The 18221-nt window shown below is 67.7% G+C and carries 20 protein-coding genes; 12 read left to right on the top strand and 8 right to left on the bottom strand.

Annotation, left to right across the window (positions count from 1 at the left end):
- A complete protein-coding gene (gene purN / locus EBL85_RS00290) occupies window positions 1-666 on the bottom strand; it encodes a phosphoribosylglycinamide formyltransferase (RefSeq protein ID WP_123140202.1) in 666 nt (221 codons plus the stop codon).
- Window positions 659-1732 carry a phosphoribosylformylglycinamidine cyclo-ligase gene (gene purM, locus EBL85_RS00285; RefSeq protein ID WP_123140203.1) on the bottom strand — a complete coding sequence of 358 codons (1074 nt, stop codon included), beginning with the start codon at window positions 1730-1732 and terminating at the stop codon, window positions 659-661. The genes purN and purM overlap by 8 nt, the downstream gene beginning before the upstream one ends.
- A 238-nt stretch (window positions 1733-1970) precedes the next feature.
- On the opposite strand from purM, the gene EBL85_RS00280 reads away from it, so the two are divergent.
- A complete protein-coding gene (locus EBL85_RS00280; RefSeq protein WP_123140204.1) occupies window positions 1971-2528 on the top strand; it encodes a CDP-alcohol phosphatidyltransferase family protein in 558 nt (185 codons plus the stop codon).
- 7 nt (window positions 2529-2535) lie between these two features.
- Here EBL85_RS00280 and hda read toward each other — a convergent pair whose 3' ends face one another.
- Window positions 2536-3240 carry a DnaA regulatory inactivator Hda gene (gene hda, locus EBL85_RS00275; protein WP_123141835.1) on the bottom strand — a complete coding sequence of 235 codons (705 nt, stop codon included), beginning with the start codon at window positions 3238-3240 and terminating at the stop codon, window positions 2536-2538.
- A complete protein-coding gene (gene wrbA, locus EBL85_RS00270; protein ID WP_123141925.1) occupies window positions 3237-3854 on the bottom strand; it encodes an NAD(P)H:quinone oxidoreductase in 618 nt (205 codons plus the stop codon). Before wrbA ends, hda begins: the two co-directional genes overlap by 4 nt.
- A gap of 135 nt (window positions 3855-3989) precedes the next feature.
- On the opposite strand from wrbA, the gene EBL85_RS00265 reads away from it, so the two are divergent.
- On the top strand, window positions 3990-4286 hold the full coding sequence (locus EBL85_RS00265) for an acylphosphatase (protein ID WP_123140206.1): 297 nt from the start codon (window positions 3990-3992) through the stop codon (window positions 4284-4286).
- 2 nt (window positions 4287-4288) lie between these two features.
- On the opposite strand, the gene EBL85_RS00260 is transcribed toward EBL85_RS00265, so the two are convergent.
- On the bottom strand, window positions 4289-5098 hold the full coding sequence (locus EBL85_RS00260; protein ID WP_123141834.1) for a metallophosphoesterase: 810 nt from the start codon (window positions 5096-5098) through the stop codon (window positions 4289-4291).
- 351 nt (window positions 5099-5449) lie between these two features.
- Between EBL85_RS00260 and EBL85_RS00255 the strand changes: the two genes are divergently transcribed.
- Together EBL85_RS00255 and EBL85_RS00250 are read left to right on the top strand one after the other, a co-directional pair.
- The gene (locus EBL85_RS00255) at window positions 5450-5869 is read left to right on the top strand and encodes a rubrerythrin family protein (RefSeq protein ID WP_123141833.1); all 420 of its coding nucleotides are present in this window, start codon (window positions 5450-5452) and stop codon (window positions 5867-5869) included.
- Window positions 5870-5960: 91 nt separating this feature from the next.
- On the top strand, window positions 5961-6242 hold the full coding sequence (locus tag EBL85_RS00250; protein WP_123140209.1) for a BPTI/Kunitz domain-containing protein: 282 nt from the start codon (window positions 5961-5963) through the stop codon (window positions 6240-6242).
- 27 nt (window positions 6243-6269) lie between these two features.
- On the opposite strand, the gene EBL85_RS00245 is transcribed toward EBL85_RS00250, so the two are convergent.
- The 3 genes from EBL85_RS00245 to ftsH all read right to left on the bottom strand — a co-directional run bounded on the left by EBL85_RS00245 (window position 6270) and on the right by ftsH (window position 10568).
- Window positions 6270-7685, bottom strand: coding sequence for a lytic transglycosylase domain-containing protein (locus EBL85_RS00245; RefSeq protein ID WP_123141832.1), 1416 nt, complete (start codon window positions 7683-7685; stop codon window positions 6270-6272).
- 217 nt (window positions 7686-7902) lie between these two features.
- Window positions 7903-8511, bottom strand: a complete 609-nt coding sequence (locus EBL85_RS00240; protein WP_123141831.1) for a nucleoside triphosphate pyrophosphatase — start codon at window positions 8509-8511, stop codon at window positions 7903-7905.
- 128 nt (window positions 8512-8639) lie between these two features.
- A complete protein-coding gene (gene ftsH, locus EBL85_RS00235) occupies window positions 8640-10568 on the bottom strand; it encodes an ATP-dependent zinc metalloprotease FtsH (RefSeq protein ID WP_123140212.1) in 1929 nt (642 codons plus the stop codon).
- A gap of 162 nt (window positions 10569-10730) precedes the next feature.
- Here ftsH and EBL85_RS00230 point away from each other — a divergent pair, with 162 nt between their 5' ends.
- The 8 genes from EBL85_RS00230 (at window position 10731) to nusA (ending at window position 18219) form a co-directional block, all read left to right on the top strand.
- The gene (locus EBL85_RS00230; protein WP_190288008.1) at window positions 10731-11555 is read left to right on the top strand and encodes an ABC transporter permease; all 825 of its coding nucleotides are present in this window, start codon (window positions 10731-10733) and stop codon (window positions 11553-11555) included.
- Between the two features lie 437 nt (window positions 11556-11992).
- Window positions 11993-13072, top strand: a complete 1080-nt coding sequence (gene nagZ, locus EBL85_RS00225; protein WP_123141829.1) for a beta-N-acetylhexosaminidase — start codon at window positions 11993-11995, stop codon at window positions 13070-13072.
- Window positions 13069-13620: a hypoxanthine-guanine phosphoribosyltransferase gene (locus tag EBL85_RS00220; protein WP_123140215.1), complete on the top strand. Its 552-nt coding sequence runs from the start codon at window positions 13069-13071 to the stop codon at window positions 13618-13620. Before nagZ ends, EBL85_RS00220 begins: the two co-directional genes overlap by 4 nt.
- 154 nt (window positions 13621-13774) lie before the next feature.
- Complete coding sequence (locus EBL85_RS00215; RefSeq protein WP_062276038.1) at window positions 13775-14224, top strand: hemerythrin domain-containing protein; 450 nt, start codon at window positions 13775-13777, stop codon at window positions 14222-14224.
- A 116-nt stretch (window positions 14225-14340) separates the two neighbouring features.
- Window positions 14341-15081 (top strand): S-methyl-5'-thioinosine phosphorylase, encoded by a 741-nt coding sequence (locus tag EBL85_RS00210; protein WP_123140217.1) that lies wholly within the window; start codon window positions 14341-14343, stop codon window positions 15079-15081.
- 159 nt (window positions 15082-15240) lie between these two features.
- Window positions 15241-15879: a hypothetical protein gene (locus EBL85_RS00205; RefSeq protein WP_148040500.1), complete on the top strand. Its 639-nt coding sequence runs from the start codon at window positions 15241-15243 to the stop codon at window positions 15877-15879.
- 297 nt (window positions 15880-16176) lie between these two features.
- A complete protein-coding gene (gene rimP, locus EBL85_RS00200) occupies window positions 16177-16632 on the top strand; it encodes a ribosome maturation factor RimP (protein ID WP_123140219.1) in 456 nt (151 codons plus the stop codon).
- A 90-nt stretch (window positions 16633-16722) separates the two neighbouring features.
- Complete coding sequence (nusA, locus tag EBL85_RS00195; RefSeq protein WP_123140220.1) at window positions 16723-18219, top strand: transcription termination factor NusA; 1497 nt, start codon at window positions 16723-16725, stop codon at window positions 18217-18219.
- Window positions 18220-18221: the final 2 nt, after the last annotated feature.

Genomic DNA, 18221 nt, shown 5'->3' with positions numbered 1-18221 from the left:
TCAGCCGGCGGCGTCGATGATGCGCGGCCCGGACAGCGGCACGTCGTCGAGCCGGGCCTGGTCCTGATCATCGAGCCTGAGCCGTCCCTGCGCGAACCAGCGCACCACCGTCGGATAGATGATGTGCTCCTGCTTCAGCACCCGTGCCGCGAGGCGCTCGGCATCGTCGTCCGCCTCGACGGCGACGCGCGCCTGCAGCACCACCGGGCCGCCGTCGAGTTCGGCGGTGACGAAGTGGACGCTGGCGCCGTGCTCGCGCTCACCGGCGTCGAGCGCGCGCTGGTGGGTGTGCAGCCCACGATACTTCGGCAGCAGTGAGGGGTGGATGTTGAGCAGCCGCCCGCGGTGTGCGGCGACGAACGCCGGGGTGAGGATGCGCATGAAGCCGGCGAGCACCACCAGTCCGGGATCGTAATCCGCGATCAACCCGGTGAGCGCGGCATCGTAGTCGGCGCGCTCGGCATAGTCGCGATGATCGAGCACTGCGGTGGCGATGCCATGGCGCCGGGCGCGTTCGAGTCCGCCCGCATCGGCGCGGTTGCTGATCACCGCGACGATGCGGATCGGCAGCTCACCGCGCGCCTGGCCGTCGATCAGCGCCTGCAGATTGCTCCCGCCACCGGAGATCAGCACCACCACCGGGAGTGCTTGCTGCGCCTCACCCATCGGTCCGCGTGCCCTCGTAGTGCACCTCCGGCGCGCCTTCGGCCTGCTCGATGCGACCGATGGTCCAGGCCTGTTCGCCGGCGTTGGCGAGCAGCGCCATGGTCTCGTCGTGGTCCTCGGCGGCGACGCAGACGATCATGCCGATGCCGCAGTTGAAGGTGCGCAGCATCTCCTGCTCACTGATCCCGCCGGCCTGCTGCAGCCAGTCGAACACCGCCGGACGCTGCCAGGCGTCGAGATCGATCACCGCGCGGGTGTCCTCGGGCAGCACCCGCGGCAGGTTCTCGGTGAGACCGCCGCCGGTGATGTGCGAGAGCGCGTGCACCCGCAGGGTACGGATCAGCGGCAGGATCGCGGGGATGTAGATGCGCGTCGGCGCCATCAGTCGCTCGGCGAGCGTCGCCTCGTCGAACGGCGCCTGGAGATCGACGCCGCTGACCTCGATGACCTTGCGGATCAGCGAGTAGCCGTTGGAGTGCGGCCCGGAGGAGGCGAGGCCGATGAGCACGTCGCCGGGACGCACCCGCTCGGGGAGGATCAGCTCGGATTTCTCGGCGATGCCGACGCAGAAGCCGGCGAGATCGTAGTCGCCGGCGCCGTACATGCCGGGCATCTCCGCCGTCTCGCCGCCGGTGAGGGCGCAGCCGGCCAGCTCGCAGCCGCGGGCGATGCCGCCGACCACGGTGCTGGCGACCTCGACGTCGAGCTTGGCGGTGGCGTAGTAGTCGAGGAAGAACAGCGGCTCGGCGCCGCTGACCAGGATGTCGTTGGCGCACATCGCCACCAGGTCGATGCCGATGCCGTCATGACGATCGAGCTCGATGGCCAGGCGCAGCTTGGTGCCGACACCGTCGGTACCCGAGACCAGGACCGGCTCGCGGTACTGACCGAGCGGCAGCTCGAAGAGTGCGCCGAAACCGCCGAGACCGGTGACCACGCCGGGACGGCTGGTGCGCGCGGCGAGCGGCTTGATGCGCTCGACGAGTTCGGCCCCGGCGTCGATGTCGACACCGGCGTCACGGTAATTGAGCGAAGGGGAGGGGTTTTGAGTGGGATCCTGCGTCACGCTGGGGCTCCGTTGAGTGTGCCAGGGCGCGATTGTATACCGTCAGCGCCCGGTATAACTTGGAGAGTCTCCGGGGCTCGGGTAGGATGCGAGCCGCCCGGGCGGGGCGGTGTCCTCCGCGGTGTCCCGGAGCGTGGCATGGGGCGCGTTGGGCTGTTCGTGAAAGCCCTTCAAAATCAGTGGTCTGGCGCGACCTTTCGGTGTTTCAGTTGGTTGCGATCAGGGTCAGGACAGACAGGTGAAGCTCAGAGATCTTCCCAATATCATCAGTGTGATGCGGCTGGTGGCGGTGGCGCCGGTCGTCTATCTGCTGCTCATCGGCGAGTTCGGCTGGGCGCTGGCGCTGTTCGCCTTCGCCGGGATCTCCGACGGGCTCGACGGTTTCCTGGCCAAGCATTACGGCTGGCAGACCCGGCTCGGCGGCATCCTCGACCCGCTCGCCGACAAGGCGCTGCTGGTGTGCTGCTTCCTGGTGCTGGGGTCGCTCGGCGCCATTCCGGTGTGGCTGGTGGTCGCGGTGGTGTTCCGCGATCTGCTGATCGTGGTCGGCGCGGTGCTCTACAACTATCGCGTCGAGACCGTAGAGGCGGCGCCCTTGCCGGCGAGCAAGCTCAACACCCTGCTGCAGATCCTGCTGGTGGTGCTGGTGATCATGGATGCCGGTCCCTTCCCGCTGCCCGAGCTGTTGATCCAGTCGTTGGTCTGGGGCTGTCTGGCCACGGTGCTGGTCAGTGGCGCCCAGTATGTCTGGGTGTGGGGGCGCAAGGCTGCGGTGCGTGGCGCGCATCACGACTGACCCGGGCTCAGGGCGCATCGTGCAGGACCCGTCGCACCATCGGGATGGTCGGCTGGCGCTGTTCGCGCAGGCTGGCCGCGTCGATTCGTTCGATCAGCGCGAGCAGTGACTCGGGGTCGCGGGCGTGATAGTGCATGATGTAGCGCACCAGCGCCGGCCCGAGCCGCAGACCGCGCTGCGCGGCCGAGGTGCTGAGCAGTTGCTCGCAGTCGCGATCGGTCAGTGCGAGCAGTCGATAGCAGGGTCCCCATTGCAGACGTGAGCGCAGATCGGCGCGGTCGAGTGTCAGCCGCTCCGGTGGCTGGCGCGCGGCGACGAGCAGTTGCCGGCCACGCTCGCGCAGACGGTTGTAGAGATCGAACAGCGCCTGCTCCCAGTCGCCATCCCTGGTGACGGCATCGATGTCGTCGATGGCGATCAGGTCGAGTTGCTCGAGGTCGTCGAGCAGCGACGGCGTCAGCCCCGGGGTCTTGAGCGGGAGATAGTGCGCCTGGAGGCGATGCGCGCTCGCTTCGAGACAGGCCGCCTGGAGCAGGTGCGTCTTGCCGGTGCCGCTGGCGCCGTGAAGAAACACCAGAGGCTCGCCCGTCGTGCCGCTCAGCGCGGCGATGGCGGCCACCGCCTCGGCGTTGGGGCCGGGCAGGTATTCGGTCAGTGTCGGCTCGCGTGTCAGCGCGACCGGCAGGTGCAGTTGCGGACTCGGCTGGGTCAAGACGAGATCGGTCCCTGGTTGCCGCTCGGCTCGAGGCTGCGCGCGGTCTGCGCCAGCCGCTGTCCGAGTGCCTGACAGAGCCGCTGCTCTTCCTCGCTCACCGCCAGGTCGCTGTCCGGGCCGGCGAGATGCGATGGACCGTAGGGGGTTCCGCCGCTGCGGGTGTGGAGCAGGTCCTCGGCGCTGTAGGGGAGCCCGAGCAGCAGCATGCCGTGGTGCAGCAGTGGCAGCATCATGCTCAGCAGGGTGCTCTCCTGGCCGCCATGCAGGCTGGAGGTGGAGGTGAAGACCCCGGCGGGCTTGCCGGCGAGCGCCCCCGAGAGCCACAGCCCGCTGGTGCCGTCGAGAAAATACTTGAGTGCCGCGGCCATGTTGCCGAAACGCGTGGGTGAGCCGAGCGCGAGTCCGGCACACCCGCGCAGGTCGTCATGGGTGACATAGGGCGGTCCCGAGTCGGGGATCGGTGGTGCGCTCGCCTCGCAGTCGCTGGAGATCGCCGGAACGGTTCGCAGTCGCGCCTCCAGGCCGGCCTGCTCGACCCCGCGCGCGATCTGTCGCGCCATCTCCGCGGTGGCCCCGTGACGGCTGTAGTACAACACCAAGATGAAGGACATCTGTTCGCACTCCTTGTCGTTGTCGGCGATACGGGCGCGCCGCCCGGCGCGCTGCACTTGGTGGAGAATGGTCCCGTGCGGCTGTGTTCGCAACCCGCACGGCATGTCGTCGTATTGGCAGAACGGGGGAGCGAGATGAACGGGATGCGGGTGTCTGGCGGGGCGCGGCGGTGTTGTCGCTGTCTGGTTGCGGGGCGGGTGCAGGGGGTGTGGTTTCGTGGTGCGACCCGCGAGCAGGCTGATCGCCTGGGGGTGAGCGGCTATGCGCGCAATCTGCCCGATGGTCGGGTCGAAGTGGTGTGCTGTGGTGAGGCGGGCGCGGTGGAGCGGTTGCGTGACTGGCTGCACCAGGGGCCGCCTGCGGCACGTGTCGAGACGGTCGTTTGCGAGCCGCTCGAGGAAGGCGGCTATCACGGCTTCGTGATCGGCTGAGGTCAGTAGCCGCTGGCCTCGAGATCGGGGTGTTCGGGGTAATCGTTGAGCCTGACCACGCGGGTCTCGATGTGACCGTTGCCATGCAGCAGGAGCTCGCGGTAGCCCGGCGGTCGTGTGTCGAGGGCAAATCCGCGACTCTGCTTGAGGAACTGGACGCTGGTGGCCGGGGCGGCGAGCAGTTCGAGCCGTCCGATGTGCTGGGCAAAGGCCTGATGGACGTGCCCGAAGAGGATCGCGCGCACCTGGGGGTGGTCGGTGCAGAGTGTGACCAGGGCCTCGCCGTTGTCGACCCCGAGGCTGTCGATCCAGGCGCTGCCGACGGCGACCGGGTGATGATGAAGACAGACCAGGGTCGGCGCTTGGTTGGTCTCCAGCCAGGCGCCGAGCGCGCTGAGCTGGGCCGGTTCGACGTGTCCGCGGACCTCACCGGGCAGGCTCGAGTCGAGCAGCGCCAGACGCCAGTTGCCGAGCGCGACGATGCTGCCCGAGGGTGGTGCGAAATGGCCGAGGATCTCGTGCGCCAGTGGCCAGTGATCGTGGTTGCCGGCGACGCAGTAACAGGGCAATCGGGTCTGCTCGAGCCGGTCTCGCAACAGTCGATAGCCGCCGGCGGCCTCGTCGTGCGCCAGGTCGCCGGTGATCAGCAGGGCGTCGGCCGGGGCGCTGGCCAGCGCGCGCTCGAGCACCGCCTCGAAGCTGTGGCGGGTGCGCATGCCGAGCAGTCTGCCCTCTGCCTGATCATAGAGGTGAGGGTCTGAGAGGTGCAGGAGCCGAAGCGGCTGTGCGGGGACCTGGGGCGATGGCTGCATGAGCGGGTGTCCGGTACGGCGAGGGGCCAAGATAGGAGGTGGCTGGGGGCGGCGCGCCAGCGGGTCGGGAGCAGGTGGGGCAGTGTGGCTCGCCGGCTGGTGGTGTGTCGCTGGATGTCGCGGGACGCTGGCCGATCCTTCGTGTGTCCGAGTATGGCAGTCTTAGCAGTGTGCTCACTGGCTCGCAAGCATGAGGCTGAAGAGCTGCGAGCTGGCGCTCAGCATCGGGATCGGGTGATTTATCATTTTTGCCGATCTTTTTTATCGAAATAATCGATTTTAACTTTCCATTGCCCATCCTCCAATCTGAGTTGCACCGCAGCAGAATCGCTACAGCGTCGTGGAGATCAGATGCAACTCAAGGGCAGCAAGACCGAGCAGAGCCTGATCCAGGCCTTCATCGCCGAGTCCCAGGCCAATCGTCGCTATCTGTACTTTGCCGCCAAGGCCGATATCGAGGGCTATGGCGAGATCGCCATGCTGTTTCGCTCGGCCGCGGAAGGCGAAACCGGTCATGCGCTCGGCCATCTGGAGTATCTCGAGCCGGTCGGCGATCCGGTCACCGGATTACCGATCGGGACGACCACCGACAACCTCCGCGCCTCCATCGCCGGGGAACAGGTCGAGTCCACCGAGATGTATCCACGGATGGCGCGGCTGGCGCGTGACGAGGGCTTTGACGAGATCGCCGACTGGTTCGAGACCCTGGCCCAGGCCGAGCGTACCCACATCAACCGCTTTCGTCAGGTGCTCGCCCACCTCGAGCCCTGAGCGGGTGCCGGGTTCGGCAGTGGGTCGTCTCTGTGGTTACAATCCTTCCGGCATCGCAGGCAATCGAGCGGTGCGTGAAGGAGTCTCAACGATGCACCCACACCATTCCACGGGGCGCCGCCGATCTGCGTTGTCGTTGCTGCTGATGGCAGCGCTGCTTGCCGGTTGCGCCAGTCAGCCGAGTATCGACACCAACAAGGAACTCCCCGTTGGCTGTCTCGCCAAGCCCGATCCCGGTCCCTGTCGCGCGGCCCAGACGCGCTTCTTCTACGACTATCGCGACAATCGCTGCAAGCCCTTCCGCTATGGTGGCTGCGACGGTCGGGTCCCGTTCGAGACCCTGGCCGAGTGTCGCTCCTTCTGTGAACCCTGACGCCGCGCGTGCGACCTGGGCTCGCCGCTAGATCCCGCCGATGCGCAGTCGTTGTCCGGGATGGATCTCGTTGTCGTCCGGCGCGAGCTGGTTGAGTGCGCGGAGCTGAGAGACGGTGAGACCGTTTTCCAGTGCTACGCGGTAGAGGGTCTCGTTCGGCTGCACGACGTGATAGCGCGTCTGGGGTTTCGGCTCGGCGCGCTGCGTGCTGGCCACCCGGGGGGGCGTCGGCGGGGTGCGCGAGACCACCACCGGGATCGCCGGCGGGTGGCTGGCGATGCGCTTCAGGCTGCCCGCGGGCAGCCACACGGTGGTGCCGGCCGGGATCGGGCGGCTGCCCGAGACCAGTCGCTTGCGCCAGTGCAGGTTGAGTGAGGCGAGCTGGCTCGGCGAGACCGTGTAATGGCTGGCCAAGCGGGTCAGCGGCAGGCTGTGACGCAGCACCAGGCGGTCGTGACGCCAGGGCTGTTCGTAGGCCAGGCCCTCGGGGAAGTAGCGCCTGGCATGCATGGCGACCTCGCGCGCGGCGACGAACTCGGCGTAGAAGTTACGCGAGGCAAAGCCGAAGTAGCGACCGTCGTACTCCTCGACGATCCGACCGATGTCATCGCCATATCTGGCCTTGGCCTTGGCCATGCCGCCCTGGCCGTGGTTGTAGGAGGTGATCGCCAGCGGCCAACTGCCGAGCTTGCGCTGGGCCTGGGCGAGATAGCGCGCGGCGCCGTCGGCGGCGAGGATGGGGTCGAAGCGCTCGTCGACGTGACGGTCGACGGTCATGAACAAGCGTCCGGTGGCGGGCATGAACTGCCACACCCCGCCGGCGCCGACGCTCGAGCGGGCGTGGGTCTGAAAGGAGGACTCGACGTGCGGCAGATAGGCCAGGTCCTCGGGCACGCCGTGGGCCTGCATGATCTCGCGGAAGATCTGGTCGTAGCGCCCGCTGATCTCGACCCCGCGCTTGAAGCGCTCGCGCAGTCCGCGCTGCGAGCGTACCCGCTCATCGGCCCCGAACACCGCCTCGCGACCAGCGGCCTCCTCGAACTGCGCGAGCAGCTGGCGATCGGCGCGTGCCAGCGAGCGCTGCTCGCGCAGCGCCGCCTCGAGCGCGCGCACTCGATCGGCATGATGACGCTTGCGCGCGGCGATCCAGTCGCGCTGGGCCTGGGTGTAGGACTCGGCGCTGGCGCCGGGCAGGGTGGCGACCTCGTAGATCACCCCCAGGTGCCGGTCGTCGTGGAACACCACCTGGTCGCGTCGCCAGATCCCATAGACATGACGCCAGAAGTCGACGTTGTCGGCGATCTCCTCGGGGACCGGAAAGGTCTCCGAGCCATAGTGACCGTGCTGCCCGGTGGTGGCGCAGCCGGAGAGCGCGAGCAGGGCGAGGATGAGTGCGCCCAGCGTCCAGCGCGGGCGGCAACGGCGAGCGGCATCGGGTCGCATGGTCGGCGGCTCCTGTGGTCATCGAAGGCCCGCGGACGGGCCCGTCGTCGGGGAGGGGAGAGACGGCGTCCAGTACCCTGGAGCGCATGGTGCAAGCCTAAAGTCTCGCCCGGGAGTCGCATCAGGTGCAATCGGCAAAACCCCCTAATTTCGAAGGTGCCGGACAGGTCGGTGGTGCGTGCGCCTCGGCTCGCGGGAGAGGAGCGCGCTCGGCGGTTCAGTCGAGCGGTTGTGTGCCCTGGGTCAGTGGATCGATGCCATGGTCCTGCAGCAGGGTCACCAGCCGGATCAGCGGCAGTCCGATCAGCGCGTTGGGGTCCTCGCCCTCGAGCCGCTCGAACAGGGCGATGCCAAGCCCCTCTGACTTGAAGCTGCCGGCGCTGGAGAAGGGACGCTCGCGCGCGACATAGCCGGCGATCTGCGCTTCGGTGAGCGCACGCATATGGACCCGGAAGGGTTCGACCAGGGTCTGGGCGCGGCCGCTGGCGGCATCGAGCAGACAGAGACCGGTCTGGAAGGTGACGGCGCGCCCGGCGCAGAGGCTGAGCTGTGCGATCGCCGCCTCGTGGCCGCCGGGCTTGCCGAGGATCTGGCCGTCGATGCTCGCGACCTGATCCGAGCCGATGATCAGCGCCTCGGGGTGAGTGGCGGCGACGGCGCGGGCCTTGGCCTCGGCCAGACGCATCACCAGGGCCTGGGCGGGCTCGTCGGGGAGGGGGCGTTCGTCGACCTCGGGGGCGGCGGTGGCGAAGGCGAGTCCGAGACGCTCCAGCAGGGCGCGGCGGAAGGGTGAGGTGGAGGCGAGGATGAGCTTGGGTTGGGACATGATGGATGCGTGCTCCGGCAGAGGATTGGGTGCAGGAGCGCGATGCTATCACCCGGTCACCGGGCGCCGCGATCGTCTCGCGGCGCCCGGTTCGGGTCGACACGCCCGGTGGGGCGTGCCGGGTCGGATCAGACCTCGCCGACCGGGCCGCCGACGATCGACGGCGGGGTGTTGCCCTTGGGGGCCGGGGCAGGGCCGTCGCCGCCGGCCGTCGGGGTGCCGCCGACATCGTCGTCGGGTTCGCGCATGGTGCGTCCCGACATGATGTCGTCGATCTGCGCCTTGTCGATGGTCTCGAACTTCAGCAGTGCCTCGGCCATCGCGTGCAGCTTGTCGAGGTTGTCATCGAGGAGCTGGCGCGAGCGCTGGTAGTTGCGGTCGATGATCTGACGCACCGCCTGGTCGATCGCCTGCGCCGTCTCCGGGGAGACGTTGCGCTGCTGGGTGACCGAGCGACCGAGGAAGACCTCGCTCTCGTCCTCGGCGTAGGCCAGCGGTCCCATGGCATCCGACAGGCCGAAGCGGGTGACCATGTTGCGGGCGATGTCGGTGGCGCGTTCGATGTCGTTGGAGGCGCCGGTGGTGACGTGCTCGGGGCCGAAGATCATCTCCTCGGCGATGCGTCCGCCGAACAGGCTCGAGATCTGGCTCTCGAGCTGGCGCTTGCTCATGCTGTAGCGGTCGCGCTCGGGCAGGAACAGGGTGACGCCGAGGGCGCGTCCACGCGGGATGATGCTGACCTTGTGGACGGGGTCGTGCTCGGGTACCAGCCGACCGACGATGGCATGTCCGGCCTCGTGGTAGGCGGTGAGCTTCTTCTCCGACTCGGACATCACCATCGAGCGACGTTCGGCGCCCATCATGATCTTGTCCTTGGCCTGCTCCATGTCCTCCATGTCGACACGCGCCTTGTTGCGGCGCGCGGCGAACAACGCCGCCTCGTTGACCAGATTGGCGAGGTCGGCGCCGGAGAAGCCGGGGGTGCCGCGGGCGATGGTGCGCGCGTCGATGTCGTCGGCCACCGGCACCTTGCGCAGGTGCACCTCGAGGATGGCGGCGCGACCGGAGAGGTCGGGCAGGCCGACCACGACCTGGCGGTCGAAGCGTCCCGGGCGCAGCAGCGCCGGATCGAGGACGTCGGCGCGGTTGGTTGCGGCGATGACGATGACGCCCTCGGTGCCGGCGAAGCCGTCCATCTCGACGAGCAGCTGGTTGAGGGTCTGCTCGCGCTCGTCGTGTCCACCGCCGAGCCCGGCGCCACGCTTGCGTCCGACGGCGTCGATCTCGTCGATGAAGATGATGCAGGGGGCACTCTTCTTGGCCTGCTCGAAGAGGTCACGCACCCGCGAGGCGCCGACGCCGACGAACATCTCGACGAAGTCCGAGCCGGAGATGCTGAAGAAGGGCACCCGCGCCTCGCCGGCGATGGCGCGTGCGAGCAACGTCTTGCCGGTGCCGGGGGGGCCGACCATGAGCACGCCGCGCGGGATGCGACCGCCGAGGTTGGAGAACTTCTGCGGGCTCTTGAGGAAGTCGACCAGCTCGCCGACCTCTTCCTTGGCCTCCTCGACGCCGGCGACATCGCGCAGCGTCACCTTGACCTCGCCCTCGGCGTGCTGGCGCGCGCGGCTCTTGCCGAAGTTGAAGATCCCGCCGCCGCCACCGACGCCACCACCGCTGTTGCGTCGCATGAACCAGAACCAGATGCCGATCAGCAACATGAAGGGCAGCCAGGCGGCAATCACCTGCATCAGCACGCTCGGTTGCTCGGGCGGCTCGGCGCGGATGGCCACACCCTGATTGAGCAGGTCGCCGATCAGGCCGGGGTCGTTGGGGTCATAGGTCTCGAAGCGTGAGCCATCGGTTCGCGTGCCCTGGATGGTCTGATCCTGGATAGTCACCTCGCGCACCGCGCCCTCGTTCAGTTCGCTCAGGAACTCGCTGTAACTCAGGTTGCGGGTCTCGATGCCTTCCGGCGAGGTCATGCCGTTGAGCATCATCACCAGCCACAGGGTGACCGCGATCCAGAGCAGGATGTGGAAGTTTCTTGGGTTCATGCGAGCCTTCGTCCTCGTTGACCAAATACAGCGTGCGCGATGCCCGATGCCGGGCCGTTGTCCGGTTAGATCGGGGCATGGAGCCGAAATCCAACGCGCCTCGGGCGCTCGGCCCGTACCGTGGTCAGAGCCTACCATAGGCGTCGGGGTTCCCGGACGGGGATGAGGGATGAGGAGGGGGATGGGGTGCGTCTGGCGGTCGTGGTGTTGCTGGTCTGGTGCGGTGCGGCGCTGTTCGCGCCCTGGCTGGTCGAGGCGCCGAATCGGGTCGAGCTCAGGGCGATGCTCGCCGGGCCGATGCCGGGGGCGCCGCTCGGGACCGATGATCTGGGGCGCCCGGTCCACGAGCGATTGCTGGTCGGTGCGCGGGTCTCGCTGCTGGTCGGGGTCGGGGTGGTGGCCTTCGCCGCGAGTCTCGGCACCCTGGTCGGGCTCGTCGCCGGGCTGCTCGGCGGCTGGGTGGACCGGTTGGTGGTCAGGCTGATCGATCTGTTCCTCGCCTTTCCGGGGATCCTGCTGGCGATTGCCTTGGCCGGTCTGCTCGGCCCCGGGCTCGACAACCTGGTGATCGCGCTGACCGTGGTCGGCTGGGTCGGCTATGCGCGGCTGGCGCGTGCCCAGGCGCTGACCCTGGCCGGGCGCGAGCACGTCCTCGCCGCGCGCGCCCTCGGCTGCGGTACCTGGCGCATCCTCTGGCGCCATCTGTTGCCGCTGGCGCTCGCGCCGCTGCTGGTCGAGGCCACCTTCGGCATCGCCGCGGCGATCGTCGCCGAGGCCGGGCTCTCCTTCCTCGGGCTCGGCATCCAGCCGCCCGATGCCTCCTGGGGCAGCATGTTGCGCGATGGCGTGTCCTATCTACTGGTCGCCCCGCATCTGGTGATCGCCCCCGGCGTGGCGCTGTTCGCCGTGACCCTCGCCGTCAACCTGGTCGGTGACTGGCTGCGTGATCGGCTCGATGTGCGGACGCGCGCTCGGGATGTCACGTGAAGGATTGAACCGTACGTAACGGACTGAATCGCAAAGATACCGTCTTTCCCGTCAACCCCCGACCGTGCACACCAGCCTCCCCGACTGGAGGCTGGATGCTGATCGCTGGAAGCTGATGTGAACCGCAAAGCCGCGAAGATCGCGAAGGAAGAGGAAGGCTTGGCCTCCAGTGGCCAGCCATCAGCCTTCAGTGGAGGGCGCGTCGTGAGGTCTGATCATTAAACCCCTTGGCGCCCTTCGCGACTTGGCGGTTCAATCTTCCGGTCGCTGGTCGCTGGTCGCTGGTCGCTGGTCGCTGGTCGCTGGTCGCTGGTCGCTGGTCGCTGGTCGCTGGTCGCTGGTAGCTCCCCCACCGGCGCTGTGTTAAAAAGACGGCCATTCAGACCGGTCCGGTCAGCGCCGGACCCCGACCGCAGCCGCAGCAGGATGACCGCCCCATGTCGCTAGGCCCGATCATGCTCGACATCGCGGGCACCAGGCTCACCGCCGAGGACCGCGAGCTGTTGCGCCACCCGGCCGTCGGTGGCGTGATCCTGTTCGCCCGCAACTATGCCGACCCCGCGCAGCTCGCCGCACTCACTGCCGAGATCCATGCCCTGCGCGAGCCACGTCTGCTGATCGGCGTCGATCAGGAAGGGGGGCGCGTGCAGCGCTTTCGCGACGGCTTCACCCGGCTGCCGTCGATGGGGCGCTTTGCCGCGCTCCATGCTCGCGATCCCGCCCGCGCCCGTGAACTCTGTGACCGACTCGGTTGGCTGATGGCCGCCGAGCTGCGCGCCGTCGGCGTCGACTTCAGCTTCGCCCCGGTGCTCGATCTCGATCGTGGGCTCTGTGCGGTCGTGGGTGATCGCGCCTTCGGCGCCGCGCCCGAGCAGGTCGCCGAGCTGGCGCTGGCCTGGGCCGAGGGGATGCGTCGCGCGGGCATGGCCGCCGTCGGCAAGCACTTCCCCGGTCACGGCGGGGTGGCGGTCGACTCCCATCATGCCCTGCCGAGCGATCCGCGCCCCTTCGGCGAGCTGGCGATGGAGGATCTGGTGCCCTTCGAGCGGTTGATCGCGCACGGCATCGAGGCGCTGATGCCGGCGCACGTCGTCTATCCGCAGGTGGCGCCCGAGCCGGCCGGTTTCTCGCCGCGCTGGCTCGGTGAGATCCTGCGTCAGCGGCTCGGTTTCGAGGGGGTGATCTTCAGCGACGATCTCAACATGGGGGCCGCTGCCGCCGGTGGCGATCATCTCGATCGCGCCCGTGCCGCGCACGCCGCAGGTTGCGACGTGCTGTTGATTTGCAACAATCGCCCCGCCGCGGCCGCACTCGTGGAGTGCTTCGCCGATGCCACGGACCCCGCCCTGGCGCTGCGCCTGGTGCGCATGCACGGACGTGGCGGCCATGACCGATTGCATCTGCGCGAGTGCCCCGACTGGCAGCGCGCGGTCGACCACGCCGCCCGACTCGAGACCCACCACAGTCTCGATCTCGGGCTCGATGACCCGACAGATTCGGAGACCAATGTAGGATGAAGCTTGATCGTAGTCAGTATGAGGGTGTCGCCGCGCGCGCCGAGTGCCTGGTGTCGCACGAGGAGATGGAGACGGCGCTCGATCGCATGGCGGAGACCATCACCGAGCGTCTCGGCGACAAGGATCCGGTGATCCTCTGCGTGATGACCGGCGCGGTGATCACCGCCGGGCTGTTGCTGCCCCGGCTCGACTTCCCGCTGCGGGTCAACTACATCCACGCCAGTCGCTACCAGGGGGCGACCAGCGGTGGCGAGCTGGCCTGGCGCCATCGTCCCTCGGACGCGATCCGTGACGAGCACGTGCTGGTGGTCGACGACATCCTCGACGAGGGCATCACCCTCGATCAGGTGGTGCGGGCCTGTCACGAGGACGGCGCGGCGAGCGTGCAGAGCGCGGTGCTGGTGGCCAAGCAGCGTCCGCACCAGTGTGAGGCCGATATCGTCGGTGTCGAGGTGGTCGATCGCTATCTCTACGGCTATGGGCTCGACTACAAGAACTATTTTCGCAATGCCCGGGGCATCTACGCGGTCGCCGACGAGGACATCTGAGCGCGGCTCGCCCCGTACCGCGGGAATGGTCGAAAAACACAATATAATTAAGCGCTTTTTGACTATTTCCGCGATCTGTTATACATCCTCGCGGGTGGCGTGGCGGCAGCCCTTGCTTGCTGCGTCCCACCGACCGATCAACCTCGAGGATGACATGCAAACGCTCGACACCTACCGCGATTCGCACGCGGAACTGCGCCAGATGATCGACGATCTGCGCGCGCTGCTCGCTCCCGAACTGTTGCGGATCCGCCCCAACGCGCGGACCGCCCACCAGCTGCTGTGCGACTTCGGTCAGCGGGTGCGCGCGCATCTCGCCGAGGAGGATCGCAGCCTCTACCCGGGGCTGCTGATCCATGAGGACCCGCGGGCGAAGTCGATCGCCTGGGGCTTCATCAGCGGCGAGAAGCCGCTGCGTCAGGCCTTCAGTGCCTACCACAAGCGCTGGCTGAAGGACTGCGACTTCGAGTTCTGCGAGACCTTTCTCGCGCAAACTCATGAAATCCTGGAGATGGTTTCGGCCCGGATCGATCGCGAAGAGCAGGTGTTGCTGCCCAAGCTGGTCGAGGCCGGTATCCTGCAGGAGGCCACCGCGGGGCGCTGATCCCGCACGCCGTGGCAAGCGCGCGTGCGCTCGGTGCCGACTGCCGATCTCCGCCCTTTGGATTCCCGCGCACACTTCGGTAAACTGCCGCCATTTTGAGAAGTGGCGGTGGCTGCATGACTGTTCTGGCTATCATTGGCGGTTCCGGGTTCTCCGAACTGCCGGCGCTGCAAGCGCGTGAGGCGCGGCGCGTCGAGACCCCTTATGGCGAAACCTCGGCCCCGGTGACCCGGGGGCGGCTCGGCGAGACCGAGGTGCTGTTCCTGCCGCGCCATGGCGCCGGGCATCGGTTGCCGCCGCATCGCGTCAACTACCGCGCCAATGTCTGGGCGCTGCGTGAGTGCGGCGCCGAGCGGGTGGTCGCCCTGGCCGCCGTCGGTGGTATCACCGAGCGCTATGGCCCGGCGGTACTGGGGGTGCCGGATCAGATCATCGACTACACCCACGGTCGCGAGCACACCTTCTTCACCGGAGACGAGCAGGGGGTCGATCACGTCGACATGACCGAGCCCTATTGCCAGTCGCTGCGTGGTGAGCTGCTGGGTGCCTGTGCGCGGCTCGGTCACGCGGTGGTCGACGGCGGTACCTATGCCGCCACCCAGGGGCCGCGTCTCGAGACCACCGCCGAGGTGACGCGGCTCGAGCGTGACGGTTGCGATCTGGTCGGCATGACCGGCATGCCCGAGGCGGCGCTCGCGCGCGAACTGGGGTTGTGCTACGCCACCCTCGCCTTCGTGGTCAACTGGGCCGCGGGCAAGGGCGAGGGCGAGATCACCATGGCCGAGATCGAGCGCAACCTCGAGGTCTGCTCGGGGCGCATCATCGAGATCCTCACCGAGCTGGCCGGCCACGGCTGATTCGGTCCCCGGGCCTGGTCGTCGTTGCGGCGGTCGCGGCACGGTGACGTGTTTTTGTCAGAGCCTTCCCGGCGTCGTCGCACGCCGAGGCGGCGGCGCATGTCGCGCCCCGGGGCGAGCCAGGGGTTCGTCCCGACCATCTCACCATGGAGTACTCAGATGGCCGCTGAAGAAAAGCCCAAGTCCCGTTCCGTGATTCGTTGGTTCCCGAGGCTCTTCCTGTGGGGGAGCGTGCTCGCCTTCGGCTATCTCTACTGGGATTCGCTGGAGCAGGAGAAACGCGAACTCGCCGCCGCCGATGAGGCCGCCGTGCCCGCGCCACAGCAGGCCGATTCGACCATGCCCGCGACGCAATCGGAGGTGGTGCCGAGCCCGTCCTCGCCCGAGGTCGCCGCCGCCGAGCCAGTGGCAGTGGTGCCGGCCGCACCCGAGGCCGAGTCCGAGGCCGAGCCCGCAGTCGCGCCGGTTGCCGCCGCGCCCGAGGTCGCTGCCGAGATGGTCGAGGATGCGGCTGGCGCCTCCGCGCCCGAGCCCGCCGAGGCTGCGGCGCAGCCGGCGCCCTCGCCGGTCGCAGCCCAGGCCCCGGTCGTGCCGCACGATCCGTTTGCGGCGCATCAGGCGCGCCTGGCCGCGCATCATGCCGCCATGCAGCGTCTGGCGCAGGCGCGCATGGAGCGTATGCAACAGCGCTGGGCGCAGCGTCCGGTGGCCTGGCCGCACCCGCCGATGCCTCATGCGCCGCCGCTGATGCCGCCCTTCGGCTATGCGCCGCCGGTGGCTGCGGGCGAGGTGCGCTAACCGCCCCCGAGGCGCCGTCGGCACGCCCCGCTCGCCGGGGCGGCGGCGCCTCCTTGTACCGCCGTGGCGGGCGCGTCGGGGCGGGATGCGCTCCTTGCTTAACTCAATAAGTTACTATAAACTTTCAGCGCTTAAGGAAGTGGCGGATCTGGTAACCATTGCACTGGCCACCCATCAAACCCCGTCTACGGGGTTTTTTTATCGCTCGCGAATTGGTGACAAGCCCGTGCGATGGGTGCTTGGGTCACCGCAAGAGGTTGGGCCACTGGCCCAATTTTTGTTTCTGAAGGGCGGATTATGCAGCCGGCAGACAGCACATTGACGCGCCTTGCGCGTCGCGTCGTCGAACCCATGGGTTACGAGCTCGTCGGGGTCGAGTTCTTCCAGCACGGAACGAACGCGACCCTGCGGGTCTATATCGACCATCCCGACGGGATCACCCTCGACGACTGCACCAGCGTGAGCCATCAGCTCAGCGGTGTGCTCGATGTCGAGGATCCCTTGCCCGGTCAGTACGACCTCGAGATCTCCTCCCCAGGTGTCGAGCGACCGCTGGTATTCCCCGAGCACTATGCGCGCTTCGTCGGCCAGCAGGTGAAGATGCGCCTGGCCGAGAAGGTCCAGGGGCGGCGCAGGCTGCAGGGCGTGCTGGTCGGCAGCGACGATGTGCAGGTCTCGATCGAGGTCGATGGCGAGGTCTGGCAGATTCCCTATGGTGTGATCGAATCGTCGCGCCTGGTGGTCGATTGGTGAGCATGGCGCCGTCGTGGCCGCCGGGCGTACTCTCAACGCGCCGCGGCCCGTCGGGTATGGGGTGCAAGTTCTGAGTTCGGATTAGGTTGAATGAGCAAAGAGATCCTACTGGTCGTTGAGGCCGTTTCCAACGAAAAGGACGTCCCCGCAGGTGTCATCTTCGAGGCCATCGAGGCTGCGCTGGCGTCTGCAACGCGCAAGAAGCACGGCGGCGAGATCGATGTGCGTGTCGCCATCGATCGCAAGACCGGCGACTATTGCACCTTCCGCCGCTGGGAGATCGTCCCCGATCCCGAGGACGGCATGCTCGAGGCCCCGGCGCGCCAGATCACCGCGTCGGCCGCAGCCGTGCTCGAGCCCGAGCTCGATCTCGGCGATTTCATCGAGGAGGAGATCGAGTCCGAGTTGTTCGGACGGATCGCCGCCCAGACCGCCAAGCAGGTCATCGTGCAGAAGGTGCGCGAGGCCGAGCGGGCGAAGATCGTCGACGCCTTCATCGATCGCAAGGGACAGCTCGTCACCGGCATCGTCAAGAAGGCCGATCGTGGCACCATCCTGCTCGATCTCGGCAACAACGCCGAGGCGCTGGTGCCGCGCGATCAGGTGATTCCACGCGAGTCGGTGCGCCCCGGCGACCGGCTGCGTGGCTATCTCTATGACGTGCGCTCCGAGCCCAAGGGGCCGCAGCTGTTCGTCAGCCGCACCGCGCCGGAGCTGCTGATCGAGCTGTTCAAGCTCGAGGTGCCCGAGGTCGGTGAGGGTCTGATCCAGATCATGGGGGCGGCGCGCGATCCCGGCTCGCGCGCCAAGATTGCCGTGCGTACCGCCGATCCGCGAATCGATCCGGTTGGTGCCTGCGTCGGGATGCGCGGATCGCGTGTCCAGGCCGTGTCTGATGAACTCAACGGGGAGCGCGTCGATATCATCCTCTGGGACGAGAACCCCGCGCAGTTCGTCATCAATGCCATGTCTCCGGCCGATGTCGTCTCGATCGTCATCGACGAGGACGCTCGCAGCATGGATGTCGCGGTCAAGGAAGAGAACCTGGCCCAGGCGATCGGCCGTTTCGGACAGAACGTCCGACTGGCCACGCAGCTCAGCGGCTGGGAACTCAACGTCATGAACGAAGCGGATGCCGCAGCCAAGAGCGAGCAGGAGGCCAACCGCTCGGTGCAGTCCTTCATGGACCAACTGGGCATTGATGAGCAGTTGGCCGCGGTGCTGGTGGAGGAAGGCTTCACCAGTGTCGAAGAGGTCGCTTACGTGCCCCTCGCCGAGATGCAGGCCATCGAGGAATTCGACGACGAGACAGTCGAGCTGCTGCGCGAGCGCGCCAACGATCTGTTGCTGACACGCGCCATCGCCTCCGAAGAAGAAGAGGCCCCGGCGGACGATCTGCTCGAGATGGAGGGTGTGGACGAGGCCTTGGCCGACGCACTCGCTGCGCGAGGTGTTTCCTCGCGCGAAGATCTCGCCGAGCAGTCGATCGACGAACTCATGGAAATCGAGGGCATGGACGAAGAGCGGGCTGCGCGCTTGATCATGAAGGCACGCGAACCCTGGTTTGTGCAAGCCGCAGAGGAATAGAG

This window comes from Marichromatium sp. AB32 (genome assembly GCF_003718675.1).
GTDB classification, from domain to species: Bacteria; Pseudomonadota; Gammaproteobacteria; order Chromatiales; family Chromatiaceae; genus Marichromatium; species Marichromatium gracile.
This window is presented reverse-complemented; position numbering and strand designations above follow the sequence as displayed.